18 protein-coding genes are annotated in these 16,768 nt (G+C 64.1%); 3 read left to right on the top strand and 15 right to left on the bottom strand.

All coding sequences use genetic code 11. The features are described 5' to 3' along the window. Positions 1-191 precede the first annotated feature (191 nt). A complete protein-coding gene (locus JKL46_RS31385) occupies positions 192-575 on the bottom strand; it encodes a response regulator (protein ID WP_201842033.1) in 384 nt (127 codons plus the stop codon). 135 nt (positions 576-710) lie between these two features. Between JKL46_RS31385 and JKL46_RS31380 the strand changes: the two genes are divergently transcribed. Further along, positions 711-1,466, top strand: coding sequence for a Crp/Fnr family transcriptional regulator (locus JKL46_RS31380; protein WP_201842031.1), 756 nt, complete (start codon positions 711-713; stop codon positions 1,464-1,466). Positions 1,467-1,582: 116 nt separating this feature from the next. Here JKL46_RS31380 and JKL46_RS31375 read toward each other — a convergent pair whose 3' ends face one another. The 10 genes from JKL46_RS31375 to eno form a co-directional block, all read right to left on the bottom strand. Beyond that, complete coding sequence (locus JKL46_RS31375; RefSeq protein WP_201842035.1) at positions 1,583-2,056, bottom strand: GFA family protein; 474 nt, start codon at positions 2,054-2,056, stop codon at positions 1,583-1,585. A gap of 61 nt (positions 2,057-2,117) precedes the next feature. Next, the gene (locus JKL46_RS31370; protein ID WP_201842029.1) at positions 2,118-3,452 is read right to left on the bottom strand and encodes a dicarboxylate/amino acid:cation symporter; all 1,335 of its coding nucleotides are present in this window, start codon (positions 3,450-3,452) and stop codon (positions 2,118-2,120) included. Between the two features lie 147 nt (positions 3,453-3,599). Further along, positions 3,600-5,039 carry a dihydrolipoyl dehydrogenase gene (gene lpdA, locus JKL46_RS31365; protein ID WP_201842027.1) on the bottom strand — a complete coding sequence of 480 codons (1,440 nt, stop codon included), beginning with the start codon at positions 5,037-5,039 and terminating at the stop codon, positions 3,600-3,602. Beyond that, positions 5,040-5,468 (bottom strand): endonuclease domain-containing protein, encoded by a 429-nt coding sequence (locus JKL46_RS31360; protein WP_201842025.1) that lies wholly within the window; start codon positions 5,466-5,468, stop codon positions 5,040-5,042. Between the two features lie 85 nt (positions 5,469-5,553). Beyond that, the gene (locus JKL46_RS31355) at positions 5,554-6,936 is read right to left on the bottom strand and encodes a pyruvate dehydrogenase complex dihydrolipoamide acetyltransferase (protein WP_201842023.1); all 1,383 of its coding nucleotides are present in this window, start codon (positions 6,934-6,936) and stop codon (positions 5,554-5,556) included. A gap of 87 nt (positions 6,937-7,023) precedes the next feature. After that, positions 7,024-7,320 carry a DUF5076 domain-containing protein gene (locus JKL46_RS31350; RefSeq protein WP_201842020.1) on the bottom strand — a complete coding sequence of 99 codons (297 nt, stop codon included), beginning with the start codon at positions 7,318-7,320 and terminating at the stop codon, positions 7,024-7,026. A 4-nt stretch (positions 7,321-7,324) separates the two neighbouring features. Next, the gene (locus JKL46_RS31345) at positions 7,325-8,776 is read right to left on the bottom strand and encodes a pyruvate dehydrogenase complex E1 component subunit beta (protein WP_201842018.1); all 1,452 of its coding nucleotides are present in this window, start codon (positions 8,774-8,776) and stop codon (positions 7,325-7,327) included. 65 nt (positions 8,777-8,841) lie between these two features. Further along, on the bottom strand, positions 8,842-9,903 hold the full coding sequence (gene pdhA / locus JKL46_RS31340; RefSeq protein ID WP_201842016.1) for a pyruvate dehydrogenase (acetyl-transferring) E1 component subunit alpha: 1,062 nt from the start codon (positions 9,901-9,903) through the stop codon (positions 8,842-8,844). Between the two features lie 172 nt (positions 9,904-10,075). Beyond that, positions 10,076-10,390, bottom strand: a complete 315-nt coding sequence (locus tag JKL46_RS31335) for an FtsB family cell division protein (protein WP_201842014.1) — start codon at positions 10,388-10,390, stop codon at positions 10,076-10,078. A gap of 213 nt (positions 10,391-10,603) precedes the next feature. Further along, positions 10,604-11,887: a phosphopyruvate hydratase gene (gene eno, locus JKL46_RS31330; protein WP_201842012.1), complete on the bottom strand. Its 1,284-nt coding sequence runs from the start codon at positions 11,885-11,887 to the stop codon at positions 10,604-10,606. Positions 11,888-12,032: 145 nt separating this feature from the next. Here eno and queF point away from each other — a divergent pair, with 145 nt between their 5' ends. Then, complete coding sequence (gene queF, locus JKL46_RS31325) at positions 12,033-12,482, top strand: preQ(1) synthase (protein ID WP_201842008.1); 450 nt, start codon at positions 12,033-12,035, stop codon at positions 12,480-12,482. Here the strand turns inward: queF and JKL46_RS31320 are convergent. Together JKL46_RS31320 and kdsA are read right to left on the bottom strand one after the other, a co-directional pair. After that, entirely contained in the window at positions 12,467-13,636 is a 1,170-nt protein-coding gene (locus JKL46_RS31320) for an MFS transporter (protein ID WP_201842006.1), read from the bottom strand. The two genes, queF and JKL46_RS31320, sit on opposite strands and share 16 nt — an antisense overlap. 230 nt (positions 13,637-13,866) lie before the next feature. Further along, positions 13,867-14,712, bottom strand: a complete 846-nt coding sequence (gene kdsA / locus JKL46_RS31315; protein ID WP_201842004.1) for a 3-deoxy-8-phosphooctulonate synthase — start codon at positions 14,710-14,712, stop codon at positions 13,867-13,869. A 237-nt stretch (positions 14,713-14,949) separates the two neighbouring features. Between kdsA and JKL46_RS31310 the strand changes: the two genes are divergently transcribed. Further along, complete coding sequence (locus JKL46_RS31310) at positions 14,950-15,219, top strand: transcriptional regulator (protein ID WP_201842001.1); 270 nt, start codon at positions 14,950-14,952, stop codon at positions 15,217-15,219. A 21-nt stretch (positions 15,220-15,240) separates the two neighbouring features. On the opposite strand, the gene JKL46_RS31305 is transcribed toward JKL46_RS31310, so the two are convergent. Next, positions 15,241-15,642 carry a DUF350 domain-containing protein gene (locus JKL46_RS31305; RefSeq protein WP_201841998.1) on the bottom strand — a complete coding sequence of 134 codons (402 nt, stop codon included), beginning with the start codon at positions 15,640-15,642 and terminating at the stop codon, positions 15,241-15,243. Between the two features lie 57 nt (positions 15,643-15,699). Beyond that, entirely contained in the window at positions 15,700-16,563 is an 864-nt protein-coding gene (locus tag JKL46_RS31300) for a VOC family protein (protein ID WP_201841995.1), read from the bottom strand. Positions 16,564-16,768 lie beyond the last annotated feature (205 nt).

The following is a 16,768-nucleotide window of genomic DNA, read 5'->3' as shown; positions in this document are numbered from 1 at the left end:
GGCGTCATGGCCGCACTTGGTGCGGCCACCCACGTCTTCGAGAACCACCCCGTTGCCAAGACGTGGGTGCCCGGGACGAGCCCGGGCATGACGGCGCGGGTGTCACTCCCGGTCCGAGCGTGGCGCCTTTGGAGCAGAGATCACCGGCACTGATCCCCGGAACAAGCCCGGCGACGACGGGAATGAAAGCCTCAGCAGGGCAGCACAACCGCAGGCAGGGCTTGGGCGAGAGCACGGGGGTCGAACGGCTTTTCCCAAAGCGGAACCGCCTCATAGGCGGCCGGAATTGCGGTCCCGCTGTAGCCGGTCGCGAATACGAAGGGGATGCCGCGTTCGCCGAGGATATCGGCCAGGGGAAAGACTCTCGCGCCTTTCAGGTTGACGTCGAGGATCGCGGCATGGATCGGCTCAGTCGATTCCACGATCTTAATGGCCTTATCCATTGTCGGGACGGGGCCGATGACCTCGGCGCCGAAAGCCCGAAGAGCCAGAGCCATCTCGTCGGCGATGAAGTATTCGTCTTCGACCACCAGAATGCGGCAATGAGCAAGCGACTGCACTTCCGAATAAGGCATGACGGCTCCTCCGCAAGGCCCCGAAGCGGGACAACAAGTTTAGGAGTAGGCGCGGACACGACACAGTGGGATAACAAGGGTTAACGCTCGTCGTTCCTTTCACAACTATGAGCTTGGCCAAAAGGGAATGGGCCTATGGCGACCTACCTCATCCGCAAGCTCGAGCAGTTCACGCAGCTGTCTTCGGAAGACAAGCAGAAGCTTGAACGTGCCGCAGCGGCAAAGGTGCGGGTGGTGCGCCCGCGCGAGGACATCATCCGCGAGGGCGACAAGCCTCGCCAAGTCAACCTGATCCTCGATGGATGGGCGTGTCGCTACAAGGTGCTCGAAGACGGACGGCGCCAGATCGTGGGCTTTCTCGTGCCGGGCGACGTGTGCGACATACGCATGTTCATTCTCAAACAGATTGACCATTCCATGGGTGCTCTGACTCCGGTGCGTGTGGCGGAAATCCCGTCCGATACGCTCTTGGATGTCATCGACACGTCTCCCCGACTGACTCGGGCAATGTGGTGGAACTCCCTCGTCGAGGAGGCGATTTCGCGCGAATGGACCACGAGCCTGGGGCAGCGCGAAGCGATCGAGCGGCTCTCCCACCTCTTCTGTGAACTCTATTTCAGGCTGAAAGCGGTCGGGCTGACTGAAAACGGGCAAGGCCGGAAGAGCTTCGAGTTTCCGGTGACGCAGGATCAACTGGCAGACGCCACGGGCATGTCGACGGTGCACGTGAACCGGACGCTTCAGCTGATGCGGGAGCAGGAACTCATCATCTGGAAGGGCAAGACCGTCACCATCCCGGACCTCGAAGCGCTTATGTCCGTCGCCATGTTCAACGCCAACTATCTCCACCTCGACCGCGACGGGCACGAGCTCGATGCGAATGAGCCATAGATACGCGTGACCGGGCGCCCTAGCCTTCGTAAATGCCACCTCGGACATAGTCCAACTGATGAGCCCGGAATGGACCGAGACGTACGCACTCGACGGCCATCCTGTGGGACGATTTCTCAGGGCACGATGCCGGTGCGCGCGGAGACGCGTGCGTATTCCTCCACCAGCTCCGGATAGCGCTCCATCGGCGGCAATGTCGCAAAGCTGTGCACCGCCGGCGTCGTGGCCCAGGGCAGCTTCTCGCTCGTCCATGTCTCGACATAGGGCGGGAAGCGGCCCGGATCTTCCAGCATGGCGGTGCGCACGTTGACGAACTCGTCCATGCCCTCCGGACGCGTGAAGAGCCAGCTCATGCAATGCGGGCAGAAGAAATGCCGCGTCGCGCCGTGAAGACCGCCGATGACGGGCTCGCCCTGCACGACCTCGAAGCTCGCGCTCGGATAGAGAACGCTCAGCGAGAAGGCGCTCGCGGTCATGCGCTGGCACCCGGTGCAATGGCACGCCATCGTGACGATCGGTTCGCCGTGCACGCGAAACCGGACCTGCCCGCACCGGCATGTCCCTTCCTGCGCAACCCTGTCGTCTGCCATGGTGTCTCCCCGCTTCACCCGGTCGAGATTAGCCATCGCACGCACCCTTGTCAGCCGATGGCTAATCGGTCGTGACGGCGGTCTCGATATCGGACGGGTCGATCCGCTGGTTGAGGCCGGCTTCGAGCTTGTCGCGGTCGAGTTCGCCCTCCCACCAAGCCACCACGATCGTCGCCACGCCGTTGCCGATGATGTTGGTGAGCGCGCGCACCTCGCTCATGAACTTGTCGATGCCGAGAATGACGGCCATGCCGGGCACCAGGGCCGGGTTCACCACCGCCAGCGTCGCAGCGAGCGTGACGAAGCCCGCGCCCGTGACGCCGCTTGCACCCTTCGAGGTCAGCAGCGCCACCAGAAGAATCGTCAGTTGCTGGCTGAAGGTGAGATCGAAGTGCAGCGCCTGCGCAATGAACAGGGTCGCGAGCGTCATGTAGATGTTGGTACCGTCGAGATTGAACGAATAGCCGGTCGGCACCACAAGGCCCACCACCGACCGGGAGCAGCCGAGCCGCTCGAGCTTCTCCATGAGCTGGGGCAAGGCGCTCTCCGACGAACTCGTGCCGAGCACGATGAGCAGCTCGTCCCGGATGTAGCCGAGAAACTTGAAGATGCTGAAGCCGGCCATGCGGGCGATCAGCCCCAGGACCACGAAGACGAAAAGCGCGGCCGTGGCATAGAAGGTCGCGATGAGGCCGATGAGATTGCCGAGGACCTGCGGGCCGTAGCGGCCGATGGTGTAGGCCATGGCGCCGAACGCGCCGAGGGGAGCGGCCTTCATGACGATCGCGATGACGCCGAACATGGCATGCCCCGCATCGTCGATGAGGCTGCGGAGCGTCGCGCCGCGCTCGCCGAGCACGAGCAGCGCGAAGCCGAACAGGATCGCGAAGAGAAGCACCTGCAGGATGTCGCCCTGCGCGAAGGCGCCCACCACGCTGTCCGGGATGATGTGGAGGATGAAATCGACCGGCTTCTGCTCGGCCGCCTGCTTGGCATAGCCGGCGACGGCTGCCGGATCCGGCGTTCCGGTAAAGCCTGCGCCCGGCCGCACGAGATTGCCGACGAGGAGGCCGATGACGAGGGCGAAGGTCGAGACGATCTCGAAATAGACCAGCGCCTTGACGCCGACGCGCCCCACCTTCTTGGCGTCCTGGATATGGGCGATGCCCGAGACCACCGTGCAGAAGATGATCGGCGCGATCACCATCTTGATCAGCCTGATGAAGCCGTCGCCGAGAGCCTTGATCCAGTCGTTCTTGGCGAGATCCGGCAGGAGCCAGCCGACCAGGGCCCCGAGAACGATGGCGATCAGGACCTGGATGTAGAGAACCTTGTACCAGGGTTTCTTCCCGGATCGCGAGGCTTCGACCCCGTCTCTCACTGCGACGCTTGTCATCGCCGCCTCCTCATGGACGCATTGCCAGAGGCGTCTTCGTCCTGAAACGAAAACAGCCGGGACCTCGCAAAAGGTCCCGGCTGGTTAATTCCTGGAGCTCGCCTTGGGTCCACGCGGAATGCCGCGAAACGCAAGGAGCGTCGCTCCTCAGATGTGGATCACCCGGTCATAGGCATCCAGCACGCTCTCGTGCATGGTCTCGGACAGGGTCGGATGCGGGAAGACGGCATGGATCAGCTCCTCTTCCGTCGTCTCCAGGTTCATGGCGATCACGAAGCCCTGGATCAGCTCGGTCACCTCCGCGCCGACCATGTGGGCGCCGAGGAGCTTGCCGGTCTTCTTGTCGAAGATGGTCTTCACAAGACCCTCCGGCTCGCCGAGCGCGATCGCCTTGCCGTTGCCGATGAACGGGAAGCGGCCGATGCGTATGTCGTAGCCCTGCTCCTTCGCCTTGGCCTCGGTCAGGCCCACCGACGCGACCTGCGGGTTGCAATAGGTGCAGCCCGGGATCATGGCCTTGTCCATGGCGTGCGTATGCAGGCCCTTGATGGTCTCGACGCAGATCACGCCCTCGTGCTCCGCCTTGTGCGCCAGCATCGGCGGGCCCGCCACGTCGCCGATGGCGTAGATGCCGGGGACGTTGGTGCGACCGAGACCGTCGGTGACGATGGTGCCGCGATCGATCTTCACCCCGAGCTTTTCGAGGCCGAGATTCTCGATGTTGCCGACGACGCCGACCGCCGAAATCATGCGCTCGGCCGTGATCGTCTGCGTGCCGCCCTTGCCGTCGTCGATGGTGGCGGTGACGGAATTCGCGCCCTTCTCCACCTTCGTGACCTTGGCGCCGGACAGGATCTTCATGCCCTGTTTCTCGAAGCGCTTGCGGGCATGGGCCGCGATCTCAGCATCCTCGACGGGCAGGATCTGCGGCAGCACCTCGACCACCGTCACTTCCGCGCCCATGGTGCGGTAGAACGAGGCGAACTCGATGCCGATGGCCCCGGAGCCCATGACGATGAGCGATTTCGGCATGGAAGGCGGCACCATGGCCTCGAAATAGGTCCAGATCAGCTTGCCGTCCGGCTCGATGCCGGGCAGCACGCGCGGACGCGCGCCGGTGGCGATGATGATGTTCTTGGCCTGGTAGGTGCCGGGCTCGAGCACGCCCTTCGGCACCGGGTTCTGCGGCTGCATGGCAGGCTTCTTCGGCGCGGTGACCACGACCTCGCCTGGCTTGGGGATGGAGGCCTCACCCCAGATCACGTCGACCTTGTTCTTCTTCAAGAGCATGCCGACGCCGCCATTGAGGCGGCCCGAGACGCCGCGCGAACGGTTGACGATGGCCGCCGCATCGAAGCCGATCCCTTGAGCGGAGAGGCCGTAATCCTTGGCGTGCTCCATGTAGTGGTAGATCTCGGCCGAGCGCAGCAGCGCCTTGGTCGGAATGCAGCCCCAGTTGAGGCAGATGCCGCCGAGATGCTCGCGCTCCACGACCGCGGTCTTGAACCCGAGCTGCGCCGCCCGGATCGCGGCCACATAGCCCCCCGGCCCGCCGCCGATGACGATGATGTCGTATTGGTTTGCCATTTACGCCTCCGGATCCCCTCCCCCTTGCGGGGAGGGGTAAGGGGTGGGGGTGGTGCGGACAAGCGCCGCGTGAATGGTGTCGAGCACAGAATTCATGTCCTGCATGACTTCGGCATTGGTGAAGCGCATCACATGAAAGCCCTGGCTTTCGAGATAGATCGAGCGTCGGTTGTCGTAGGCTAAAGCCTGATCGGTCGAGTGCTGGCCGCCATCGACTTCAACGACGAGCCGTGTTCCAAGGCAGCAGAAATCGGCAATATAGGAGCCGATGGGAACCTGACGCCGGAAATGGGTGCCGCTTATCGGAAGCCGGTGTCGCAAATGCCACCACAGGCGCTTTTCAGGCTCGGTCAGCGTGTGCCGCAAACGACCCGCGTTCGACTTCGCTCGGAGCGATGTCGATTTGGCAGGTGGCTGGTTCCAGGACATTGCGGGTTCTGTTAGCGCGAGCATATGTCACGACCCCCACCCCTACCCCTCCCCGCAAGGGGGAGGGAGAAGGTGGAGCCTCGCCTCAAACCAGCATCCCCATCGGGCTCTCGATGAGCTGCTTGAACGCGGCCAGCAGTTCCGCGCCGAGCGCGCCGTCGACCACACGGTGGTCGCAGGAGAGCGTCACGGTCATGGCCTGCACGATGGCCGGAGCGTTGTTCTTGACCACGACGCGCTGCTCGCCGGCGCCGACCGCGAGGATCGTACCCTGCGGAGGGTTGATGACGGCCTGGAAGTTCTTGATGCCGAACATGCCGAGATTCGAGACCGCCGTGGAGCCGCCGCTGTACTCTTCCGGCTTCAGGCGACGATTGCGGGCGCGGCCCGCCATGTCCTTCACCTCGGCCGAGATGGCGGTGAGCGTCTTCTGTTCGGCCCTGCGCACGACCGGCGTGAACAGGCCGCCTTCGATCGCAACCGCGACGCCCACATCCGAATGCTTCATCTTCAGGATGCGGTCCTCGGCCCAGACCGCATTGGCGGCCGGCACGCGCTGGAGCGCGATGGCGAGCGCCTTGATGACGAAGTCGTTGACCGAGAGCTTATAGGCGGGCTTGCCGTCCTTGTCCTTGGACGCGGCATTGTTGATCTGCTCGCGGAGCGCCATGAGCGCATCGAGCTCGCAATCGAGCGCGAGGTAGAAATGCGGCACCGTCTGCTTCGACTCGACGAGGCGCTTGGCGATGGTCTTGCGCATGCCGTCGAGGGGCACTTCCTCGTAGGTCCCTGCCTCGAACATCGCCTTGACCTGATCGGCGCCCATGCTCTGAGCGAGCTGCGGCGCCGCGGGCTTGGCGGCCGGTGCGGGAGCGGCGGCTGCGGCCGGAGCCGCGGCAGGCTTCGCTCCACCGCCGGCGAGAGCAGCGCGCACATCCTTTTCGACCACGCGGCCTTGCGGTCCGGAGCCGCGGATCGACGCGATGTCGATGCCGCCGTCCTTCGCGATGCGCTTGGCGAGCGGCGAGGCGAAAACGCGGTTGCCGGCGGCCTGCCCTGCCCCGTTCGGCTTCGCCGCCGGAGCGGCAGCCGGAGCGCTCTGGGCCGGCGCTGCCTGCGGCTGCGGCGCCGCTGCGGGTGCGGCCGGAGCCGGTGCGGCTTCCGCCTTGGGTGCGGGAGCTGCGGCGCCGCCGGCGGCGGGAGCGGTGACGCTCTTGGGATCCTCGCCCTCGCCCGCGATCAGCGCGATGAGCTGGTTGACCGGCACGTCCGCCGTGCCTTCCGGAACCACGATCTTGGCAAGGATGCCTTCATCGACGGCTTCCACTTCCATGGTGGCCTTGTCGGTTTCGATCTCGGCGATCACATCGCCGGATTTCACCGTGTCGCCTTCCTTCTTCAGCCACTTGGCAAGATTGCCCTTTTCCATGGTGGGAGAAAGAGCGGGCATCAGGATATTGATGGGCATGGCGTTGATGGATCCTGACTTGAAGTTGAATCTTTTAGGTTCGCATTCTCTGATCGGAAAACCGGCATCCACTTTTCCGGAGAATGCTCAGTTTATGGCCTGCGTCGAGCCAGGATCGCTGGGATCGTCCAGCTCGGCCTGAATGCCGGCGGTGATCTCGGCGAGAGCCTCCTCCTCGGAGAGCTCCGTTTCCATGGCATAGACGCGGGCGGCATGACGGGCGAGATCCACCAGGAGCACGCCCCAGGTGAACGGATCGTCGAAGGCGCGGCGCAGCGCGACGCTGACCGCTCCATCGACCACCGAAGCCCTCAGGATCTCGATGCCGCCCTTTTCGAGCACATCGGGCGGAACGTTGAGGGCTTCGAATTTCCGTTCAGCCATGATGTCACCTGTAGCAAACGGCCTTCGCCGCCTGCACCACCTCCGCGATGGACGGAAGCGCGAGCTTCTCGAGGTTCGCCGCATAAGGCATCGGCACGTCCTTGCCGGTCACGCGAACCACGGGCGCGTCGAGATAATCGAACGCATGCTCCATGATGCGCGCGGCGATCTCGGCGCCGATGCCCGATTGCGGATATCCCTCCTCCACCGTGATGCAGCGGCCGGTCTTCATGACCGATGCGACGATGGTGTCGGTGTCCAGCGGACGGATCGTGCGCAGGTCGATCACCTCGGCCTGGATGCCCTCCTTCTCCAGCTCCTGGGCGGCCTTGAGCGCATAGGTCATGCCGATGGAGAAGGAGACGATGGTGACGTCCTTGCCCTCGCGATGGATGCGCGCCTTGCCGATCGGAACCGTGAAGTCGTCGAGCTTCGGCACCGGGAAGGACTGGCCGTAGAGAATCTCGTTCTCCAGGAAGATCACCGGGTTCGGATCGCGGATGGCACTCTTGAGCAGGCCCTTCGCATCGGACGCCGTGTAGGGCGAGACGACCTTGAGGCCGGGAATGGCCGAATACCACGCCGCGTAGTCCTGGCTGTGCTGGGCCGCCACGCGCGCCGCGGCGCCGTTCGGGCCGCGGAACACGATGGGGCAACCGAGCTGGCCGCCGGACATGTAGAGGGTCTTGGCCGCCGAGTTGATGATCTGGTCGATCGCCTGCATGGCGAAGTTGAAGGTCATGAACTCGACGACGGGACGAAGCCCCGTGAAAGCCGCGCCGACGCCGACGCCGGCAAAACCATGCTCGGTGATCGGCGTGTCGATGACGCGCTTCGCGCCGAATTCCTGCAGCAACCCCTGAGTGACCTTGTAGGCACCCTGATACTCGGCGACCTCTTCGCCCATGACGAAGACGTTGCCGTCCTTGCGCATCTCTTCGGCCATCGCATCGCGGAGCGCCTCGCGGACGGTCATGTTGACCAGTTCCGTGCCCTCCGGGATTTCCGCCATGGCATCGTAGGAGGTGCGGTTGGTGATCACCGAGGGAGCCGCGGGCTCCGCAACCGGTCGCGCATCGGTGCCGGGGATGGAGTCGGGCGAAGGCCGGTCGGCCATTCCTTCCCGCTGCATGTCGGGCGTCGGTGCCGATTGGGCTTCAGGTGCGGCAGCGGCCGGCGCCTTGGCCGACGAAGCGGCGGCCGACACGTCCTCACCCTCACCGGCGAGAATCGCGATGGGGGTGTTCACGGCCACATTGTCGGTGCCGTCGGAGACGAGAATCTTGGCGAGGACGCCCTCGTCGATGGCCTCGACCTCCATGGTCGCCTTGTCGGTTTCGATCTCGGCCAGCACGTCGCCGGGCTTGACCTGATCGCCCTCTTTTTTCAGCCACTTGGCCAGTTTGCCCTGCTCCATGGTGGGAGAGAGGGCAGGCATGAGAATATCGATCGCCATTAAAAGACTCGTTTGATTGTCGCAGCGGCGAGATTCGGGGAAAGACGGTGCTTTAGGAGCAACGCTTACAGAAGAATATCCGTGTAGAGCTCGGACGGATCGGGCTCGGGATCGTGCGTGGCGAACTCGGCCGCCTCGTTGACGATCTCGCGCACCTTGCTGTCGATCGCCTTCAGCTCGTCTTCCGACAGCTTCCAGCTCTCCAAGAGACGGCGGCGCACCTGCTCGATCGGATCGTGTTCCTCGCGCATGCGGGTCACCTCGTCCTTCGTGCGGTACTTCGCCGGATCGGACATGGAGTGGCCGCGATAGCGGTAGGTCTGCATCTCGAGGATGTAGGGGCCCTTGCCGGAACGGGCATGCTCGACGGCGCGCTGGCCGGCGGCATAAACCGCACGGATGTCCATGCCGTCCACCTGCTCGCCGGGAATGCCGAAGGACACGCCGCGCTTCGAGAAGTCGGTCTGCGCCGAGGCGCGGCTCACCGCCGTGCCCATCGCATAGCGGTTGTTCTCGATCACGTAGACCACGGGCAGCTTCCAGAGCTGCGCCATGTTGAAGCTCTCGTAGACCTGGCCCTGGTTGGCCGCGCCGTCACCGAAATAGGTGAGGCAGACATTGCCGTTCTCGCGGTAATGGTTCGCGAAGGCGATGCCGGTGCCGAGGGACACCTGCGCGCCGACGATGCCGTGGCCGCCATAGAAATGCTTCTCCTTGGAGAACATGTGCATGGAGCCGCCCTTGCCCTTCGACAGGCCGCCGCGGCGTCCCGTCAGTTCGGCCATGACGCCCTTCGCGTCCATGCCGCAGGCGAGCATGTGACCGTGATCGCGGTAGCCCGTGATCACCTGGTCGCCCTCCTTCGTCGCCATCTGCATGCCGACGACGACGGCTTCCTGGCCGATATAGAGGTGGCAGAACCCGCCGATCAGGCCCATGCCGTACATCTGGCCGGACTTCTCCTCGAAGCGCCGGATCAGCAGCATCTCGTTGTAGGCCGAGAGATCCTGGTTCTTGTCGAATTGGGGGGTGTTGGGGGCAGCTCCGCGCGTGGAGCCTTTAGTGGGAGTGGTCTTGTTAGCCGTGCCTGCACCGGCACGGCCCGCCTTGCGGGCAGCAACAGCCATCGGGTCCTCCGAAGGGTTTCCTCGACGAAAGTTGTAGCGCAGTCGGAATCGGAAATCGAGTAGGCCAAATGTGGTTTTGCGCTGCACAATGAAATGTGCAAGCTATTGTTCTGCAACGTATATTTTCAATTAACTTGATTTCAGTTAAGCAGAACTTTTAAAGTAATGTTAATTATGGGCCGGTGATGATCACGAGGTCGTTCTTGTGCACACGTCCTAACATTACGCGCGCTCTCTCCTCGAGCAGATCGCGGTCGATCTGATCGCTCCGAAGCAGCGCGATACGACGCTCCCACTCGGAGCGCTGAGTCTTTAAACCGTCGAGCTCGGCAGAAAGTTCAGCGACCTGGGTCTCATATTGATGCCGGGCCTCGATGCCGCGTGCGCCGCTATGTGCATGATGCACAAAGTATGCAGCTACGGCCGCAGAGATGCTGTAGAGCACCAGCGGAATCAGGAAGCGTCGTGCACGTCTGCGGATTACCATGGACGCAGTCTTACAGCGGCATGGTTAAGAAGCGGTTAGGGATTGGGTGAGCGCATCACCGACACCCTGTCGTCATCCCCGGACTTGTTCCGGGGATCCACGTCTTGGCCGCCATAAGACGTGGATGGCCGGGACGAGCCCGGCCATGACGAGAAAAGATAACGAAAAAGCCGCCTTGCGGCGGCTTTCTCAATGCATCGATGTAACTCGAATTCAACCCCAAGCCTTCAGCGCCGCGCGTCCCGCGTAACGCGCCTGCTCACCGAGCTCCTCCTCGATGCGGATGAGCTGGTTGTACTTGGCCAGTCTGTCCGAACGGGCGAGCGAGCCGGTCTTGATCTGCCCGCAATTGGTCGCGACGGCGAGGTCTGCGATGGTGGAATCCTCCGTCTCGCCGGAGCGGTGGGACATGACGGCGGTGTAGCCGGCGCGGTGGGCCATATCGACGGCGGCGAGTGTCTCGGTGAGCGAGCCGATCTGGTTGACCTTCACGAGCAGCGAGTTGGCGACGCCCTTCTTGATGCCCTCGGAGAGGCGGTTCACGTTGGTGACGAAGAGATCGTCGCCCACGAGCTGGCATTTGTCGCCGATGAGATCGGTCACCGCCTTCCAGCCCTCCCAATCGTCCTCGGACATGCCGTCCTCGATGGTGGCGATGGGGTAGGACGCGACGAGCTTCGCGAGATACTCGGCCTGCTGCTGCGGGTTCAGCTTCTGGCCGGTGCCCTCATAGACATAAGCGCCCTTCTTGAAGAACTCGGTGGCGGCGCAGTCGAGGCCGATCACCATGTCCTTGCCCGGCTTGTAGCCCGCCTGCTCGATGGACTTCATGATGAAGTCGAGGGCTGCCTCCGCGCTCGGCAGGTTCGGGGCGAAGCCGCCCTCGTCGCCCACATTGGTGTTGTGGCCGGCATCCTTCAGCGCCTTCTTCAGGGTGTGGAACACCTCGGCGCCCATGCGAACGGCCTCGGACAGCGTCGGCGCGCCGACCGGCAGGATCATGAATTCCTGGAAGTCGATCGGATTGTCGGCGTGTGCGCCGCCATTGATGATGTTCATCATCGGCACCGGCAGGACGCGCGCCTGCGTGCCGCCCACATAGCGGTAGAGCGGCAGGGTCGAGGCTTCGGCCGCGGCCTTCGCGACCGCGAGAGAGACGCCGAGGATCGCGTTGGCGCCGAGCCGGGCCTTGTTCGGGGTGCCGTCGAGCTCGATCATGGTCTCGTCGATGGCGACCTGCTCTTCCGCGTCCATGCCGCCGATGGCGTCGAGAATCTCGTTGTTGACCGCGTCGACGGCCTTGAGCACGCCCTTGCCGAGATAGACCGACTTGTCGCCGTCGCGCAGTTCCACCGCCTCATGGGCGCCCGTGGAGGCGCCGGAGGGCACGGCGGCTCGGCCCATGGAGCCGTCTTCGAGGGTCACATCCACCTCCACGGTGGGATTGCCCCGGCTGTCGAGGATCTGGCGGGCGAAAACGTCGATAATCGCTGTCATGAGCAGGCTCCTGCTGGCTGAAGTGCGGCCGGCGCGCTCAAACGCCGGGTGCGGCCTCAAGTCATGGATTGGCTTATTGACCGAAATGTCCGGGTGAGCAAGGACGGCAAGAACTTTCCCCGTATCAATCCAAGGTCAAATCCAGATGACGGAAACAACCCTTCAGCTCGGGCAGGCCAGCACCCTCCCCGATTCCCCGGAAACCGCGCAGCTCGACCGCGTGCCGAACCCGCATCCGGACACCGACTACCTCGCCCGCTTCACGGTGCCGGAATTCACCTCGCTCTGCCCGGTCACCGGCCAGCCGGATTTCGCGATCCTGGTGATCGACTACGTGCCGGGTCCCTGGCTCGTCGAATCGAAGTCGCTGAAACTCTACATGCACAGCTTCCGCAACCACGGCGCCTTCCACGAGGATTGCACGGTGGCCATCGGCAAGCGCCTCGCCGATCTGCTGGAGCCGCGCTACCTGCGCATCGGCGGCTATTGGTACCCGCGCGGCGGCATCCCCATCGACGTGTTCTGGCAGACGGGCGAGCTGCCGAAGAACCTGTGGCTGCCCGACCAGGGCGTCGCGCCCTACCGGGCGCGCTGACCGGCGGGTCGCGTCAGCACGACGGACGCGACCAGGCCCACGCCGACGACGATCAGGGCGGCGATCGCTGTTGCCCCAGCGAGCCCGACGGAGCGCAGGCCGATGCCCATCAGCACGACGCCGAGCGCCTGGCCGGAGAAGAACGAGAAGGCATGGAGCGCGACCGCCGAGGCCCGGGCGCCCGGCGCCACCTCCGTCACCTGGGCCTGGAAGGTGTTGTGGAGCATGTAGAAGCCGAGGCCCAACAGCAGCATAGCCACGGCATCGAGCCGCCAGTCGCCGCCCATGCCCAGAATGACCAGCGCCGCACCGGCGAAGAAGCCGCCGCCCAGGAGGATGCGTCCGATGCCGAGGCGCCGGAGCATCCAGGGCACCAGCGCGGAGAAGATCAGCCCGCCGATGGCAAATCCGCCGATGGCATAACCGGCCTGAGCCGCCCCGCCCCCGCCGCGCTCCTCGAGCAGCGGTGCCACATAGGGAAAAATGCCGAAGATCACGATGCCCTCGACGAAGACGAGGCTGAACAGGGTCAGGGCGCGCGGGTTGGAGAGAATATCCCGGTAGCGCCGCAGCGCGCTGCGCAGATCGAACTCGCCGCCGGGCTGCGCTCCGCGGAATCCTATGGCGGTGGCCGCCAAGGCACCTGCCACCATGCTCATGGACAGAGTGAAGACGCCGCGCCAGCCGATCAGCTCCGCAAGCAAGCCTGCGAAGGACGAGCCGGCGAGCTGGCCCACGATGACGGCGACGAAATAGCGGCTCAGTGCCACCTGGCGCCGGTCGATCTCGACCCGGTCTCCGATCAGGGCGATCGAGAGCGGGATCGAGCCTCCGGCAGCGGCGCCGGCGATGATCCGAAGCGTAAAGAGCGTCGCTGCATTGGGCGCGAAGATCGAGGCGGCAAGCGCCAGGAACAGGATCGACAGGGCCACCTTCATGACCCGCTCCTTGCCCATCGCATCGCCGATGGGGCCGAGCACGGGCTGGATGAAGGCATAGGGCAGCGCGAAGGCGGCCGAGAGCAGCGCGATGGTCTGAGGCGTCGAGCTCAGGTCCCGGGCGATGATTCCGACCATGGGCTCGACCGAGCGGCCGGAAAAGGTGCTCGCGAAGCCGCTGGTGGCGAGGATCAGGATCAGGTTGCGGGAGGACATGCTGCTCGAACCGGGACGCGAAGAGGGTTCTGGCTTCCTATCACGGCCTTCCCATTCCGGAATGGCCACGAACGCAAACCTATCGCCCCCTCAGGACATAGTGGCATGCTCTCGCCCGTCATCACCGGCCTTGTGCCGGTGATCTCGACACGAGAAGCGCGGCGCTTCCCACAATCGGCATGGCCGGAACAAGGCCGGCCATGACGTGACATGACGTGAGAGGCTAGTTCCTAATTGCGTCCCTTCGCCAGCGCATCGAAAGCCTTCAACTGGCGGAGCAATGCCTCCAGCTCCTTCAGCGGCACCATGTTCGGCCCGTCGGAAGGGGCCTTGTCGGGATCCTGGTGCGTCTCGATGAAGAGACCTGCCACCCCGACCGCCACGGCGGCGCGGGCGAGAACGGGCACGTATTCGCGCTGGCCGCCGGAGGTGGTGCCCTTGCCGCCGGGCTGCTGCACCGAATGCGTGGCGTCGAAGATCACCGGCGCCCCGGTCTCGGCCATGATCGGCAGGGAGCGCATGTCGGAGACCAGGGTGTTGTAGCCGAAGGAGGCGCCGCGCTCGGTCAGCATGACGTTCGGGTTACCCGCTCCCGTTACCTTGGCGGCGACATTGGCCATGTCCCAGGGTGCCAGGAACTGCCCCTTCTTCACGTTCACCACCCGGCCGGTCTTGGCGGCAGCGACCAAAAGATCGGTCTGGCGGCAGAGAAAGGCCGGGATCTGGAGGATGTCGACCACCTCGCCCACGGGGGCGCATTGATCGTTCTCGTGCACGTCGGTGACCACGGGCAGGCCAAACCTCTCCTTCACCTCGGCGAAGATGGCGAGCGCCTTGTCCAGTCCGATGCCGCGGGCGCTGGAGATCGAGGTCCGGTTCGCCTTGTCGAAGGACGATTTGTAGACGAGGCCGAGGCCCACCCTATCGGCGATCTCCTTGAGGGCGGCGGCCATCTCGATCGCGTGGTCGCGGCTCTCCATGGCGCAGGGCCCGGCGATGATGCTGAGCGGCAGGTGGTTGCCGAAGCGGACGGAACCGGCCTCGACGACGGCAGGATGCTGTTTGGTGTCGGTCATGCGCCCTCACTAGCCTTTTCTCAAGGCAGAGGCAAAGTGGCGATCTGACTCCGGCCCGCGCCGGTCCCAATGCATTTTAACCACGTTGCGAGGAGGCGTTTTCTTCTTGTGTCCGACACGCTTACTTTAGGTCACAAGATGACCCGGCATCTCAGGCTCGAATAACTTAAGAATATTTGCCTGAATACGATACGGATCGGGGGTCAATTGTATCGATTGCGCGGGAGGAGCGCTTTCATGTCCGAGTACGACAAGACGCAGGAATTGGTCGCTCTTCGATCCGCTCTCGGTTTCACGCAGAGCCGGATGGCGCATGAGATCGACATCACCTTGCGCGATTACCAGGCGTTCGAGTGGGGCGAGATCGAGATTCCCGATCTCTATCTCCGGGCGATCGAGCGGATCGCGATGATCTATGCCGTCCGGCACAGGAATCCGGCACTGGTGCCGCACGGCATGCGTGCCGAAGCCCTGCAATTCGCGCGGCTGGTCGAGGAGATGGCCTGAACGGCTTCCCTCGCCGCCGTTTCAGAACGTCATCGCCGAGGCGTTGATGATCCCGGCGGCGAGCGATGCAGCGCCGAGGAAGAGGGCGGCCGCCATTTCGCCCGAGGCGATGCGCTGGGACAGATTCGGCATCACGATGCGCACGAGCCAGTAGACCAGGATCTGCACCGCGAGAGCGACCAGACCCCAGACGAGGCAGTCGACGATGGTCTGCGCATGCACGATCGCGCTCGCGAGCGGCAGGGCGAATCCGACGAGGCTGAAGCCGAGAGCCGTCGCGGCCGAGATCACGTTCTCGCGGATCAGGGCCAGTTCGTTGTGCATGGTCGCCAGCGTGTAGATCGCGAGATAGAGGCCCACCAGCGCAATCGCGAGCACGAAGAAGATCAGGAAGTCGGGCAAGCCCGCCAGAGATGAAGCCATTGTCCGTTCCCCCACACGATCGATGTTTCCCGATCGTATAGGGCGACATGGTTAATATTACGTTGGCTCGAACGCGATCGCGAGACCGAACGCGGCGCTCGCCGGCACGACGAGTCTCGAGCCGATATGCTGATAGGGAATTTCCGCCGCATCGAGCCAGTTCGCCTGGCGATGGATGTCCTCGACCCGGACGGCGAAGGCCACGAAGGACGGCTCTTCGAGTTCCGCTTCGACCGAGCCGTAGATCTCCGCCGCGTCATCCGGTGTCAGCACGTCGATGCGATCTTCGCCGAGCCGGAAGGACAGGTCGTCCCCGTCCGGGCTCGACGGCTGCGCGCCGGCGAAGGTGGTCAGGAAGGCGCGGAACCGCTCCGGATCCGGGGCCGTCAGGGTGACCGAGGATATGCGCGATGCCCCGTTGTCGTGTCGCTGGAATTCCGGATTCCAGAAATTCTCAGGGTAGTGCTGCTGGCAGACGAAAAAGCCGGCCTTGGGAGAGTCTTTTGCCGCCGCGAAGGCCAGGGTGAAGGCAACCTTCGTCTCGCTGCCGTCGGGGCGGCGCCCGCTGCGCTCGAAATGGAAGGGCTCGAAGGACCCGATTCCCATCTCGGAGAACAGCGCCGCATCCGCCTTGGCGTCATGGCTGTCGAGGACGAGCATCGCCAGGCCCTCGCGGTCGAGCAGGTATTCCTTGACGAAGGCCCCGAAGCTGAAGGCGCTGGCCTGGTGCGGGGCAATGGCGGCACCCTCACCTATCGTGATGAGTTCGATGAAGGAACTCGGGAATTGGACGAGCCGGTTCTCGGTCCCCCAGGGATGCCGGTTGCGCGCTCCGACCTGGAAGCCCAGGCGCTGATAGAAGCTTCCTGCTTCGTCGAGGTCGCGAACGGCAACGACGAGGTGATCGATCCGGCGGGTCATCAAGCGCTTTCCTATGACGAGAAGCATAGAGTTAGGCGCGAAGCCGGATTTGGCCAATAGATGTGCCCGCTCGGGCAGCCCACCTCTCCCCGGTGGGGAGAGGTCGAGCGCAGCGAGGGTGAGGGGGTACAGGTTTCTCCGGAGAGGGCGTAACCCCTTGTAACTTCCCTGCTGCCGGATCGGGTATAGTTCCTGGTGCGGCGGC

This window comes from Microvirga zambiensis WSM3693, assembly GCF_016735695.1.
Taxonomy (GTDB): domain Bacteria; phylum Pseudomonadota; class Alphaproteobacteria; order Rhizobiales; family Beijerinckiaceae; genus Microvirga; species Microvirga zambiensis.
Note: the sequence above shows the minus strand (reverse complement) of the source record. Positions and strands in the feature narration are given on the sequence as shown.

Excerpts from the sequence above, each read along its gene's own strand:
- JKL46_RS31355 (WP_201842023.1), bottom strand. The coding sequence starts at position 6,936 with ATGCCCATCAATATCCTGATGCCCGCTCTTTCTCCCACCATGGAAAAG.
- lpdA (WP_201842027.1), bottom strand. The coding sequence starts at position 5,039 with ATGGCAAACCAATACGACATCATCGTCATCGGCGGCGGGCCGGGGGGC.
- JKL46_RS31335 (WP_201842014.1), bottom strand. The coding sequence starts at position 10,390 with ATGGTAATCCGCAGACGTGCACGACGCTTCCTGATTCCGCTGGTGCTC.
- JKL46_RS31350 (WP_201842020.1), bottom strand. The coding sequence starts at position 7,320 with ATGGCTGAACGGAAATTCGAAGCCCTCAACGTTCCGCCCGATGTGCTC.
- JKL46_RS31385 (WP_201842033.1), bottom strand. The coding sequence starts at position 575 with ATGCCTTATTCGGAAGTGCAGTCGCTTGCTCATTGCCGCATTCTGGTG.
- JKL46_RS31360 (WP_201842025.1), bottom strand. The coding sequence starts at position 5,468 with ATGTCCTGGAACCAGCCACCTGCCAAATCGACATCGCTCCGAGCGAAG.
- JKL46_RS31370 (WP_201842029.1), bottom strand. The coding sequence starts at position 3,452 with ATGACAAGCGTCGCAGTGAGAGACGGGGTCGAAGCCTCGCGATCCGGG.
- JKL46_RS31375 (WP_201842035.1), bottom strand. The coding sequence starts at position 2,056 with ATGGCAGACGACAGGGTTGCGCAGGAAGGGACATGCCGGTGCGGGCAG.
- pdhA (WP_201842016.1), bottom strand. The coding sequence starts at position 9,903 with ATGGCTGTTGCTGCCCGCAAGGCGGGCCGTGCCGGTGCAGGCACGGCT.
- eno (WP_201842012.1), bottom strand. The coding sequence starts at position 11,887 with ATGACAGCGATTATCGACGTTTTCGCCCGCCAGATCCTCGACAGCCGG.
- kdsA (WP_201842004.1), bottom strand. The coding sequence starts at position 14,712 with ATGACCGACACCAAACAGCATCCTGCCGTCGTCGAGGCCGGTTCCGTC.
- JKL46_RS31345 (WP_201842018.1), bottom strand. The coding sequence starts at position 8,776 with ATGGCGATCGATATTCTCATGCCTGCCCTCTCTCCCACCATGGAGCAG.
- JKL46_RS31310 (WP_201842001.1), top strand. The coding sequence starts at position 14,950 with ATGTCCGAGTACGACAAGACGCAGGAATTGGTCGCTCTTCGATCCGCT.
- queF (WP_201842008.1), top strand. The coding sequence starts at position 12,033 with ATGACGGAAACAACCCTTCAGCTCGGGCAGGCCAGCACCCTCCCCGAT.
- JKL46_RS31300 (WP_201841995.1), bottom strand. The coding sequence starts at position 16,563 with ATGACCCGCCGGATCGATCACCTCGTCGTTGCCGTTCGCGACCTCGAC.
- JKL46_RS31320 (WP_201842006.1), bottom strand. The coding sequence starts at position 13,636 with ATGTCCTCCCGCAACCTGATCCTGATCCTCGCCACCAGCGGCTTCGCG.
- JKL46_RS31305 (WP_201841998.1), bottom strand. The coding sequence starts at position 15,642 with ATGGCTTCATCTCTGGCGGGCTTGCCCGACTTCCTGATCTTCTTCGTG.
- JKL46_RS31380 (WP_201842031.1), top strand. The coding sequence starts at position 711 with ATGGCGACCTACCTCATCCGCAAGCTCGAGCAGTTCACGCAGCTGTCT.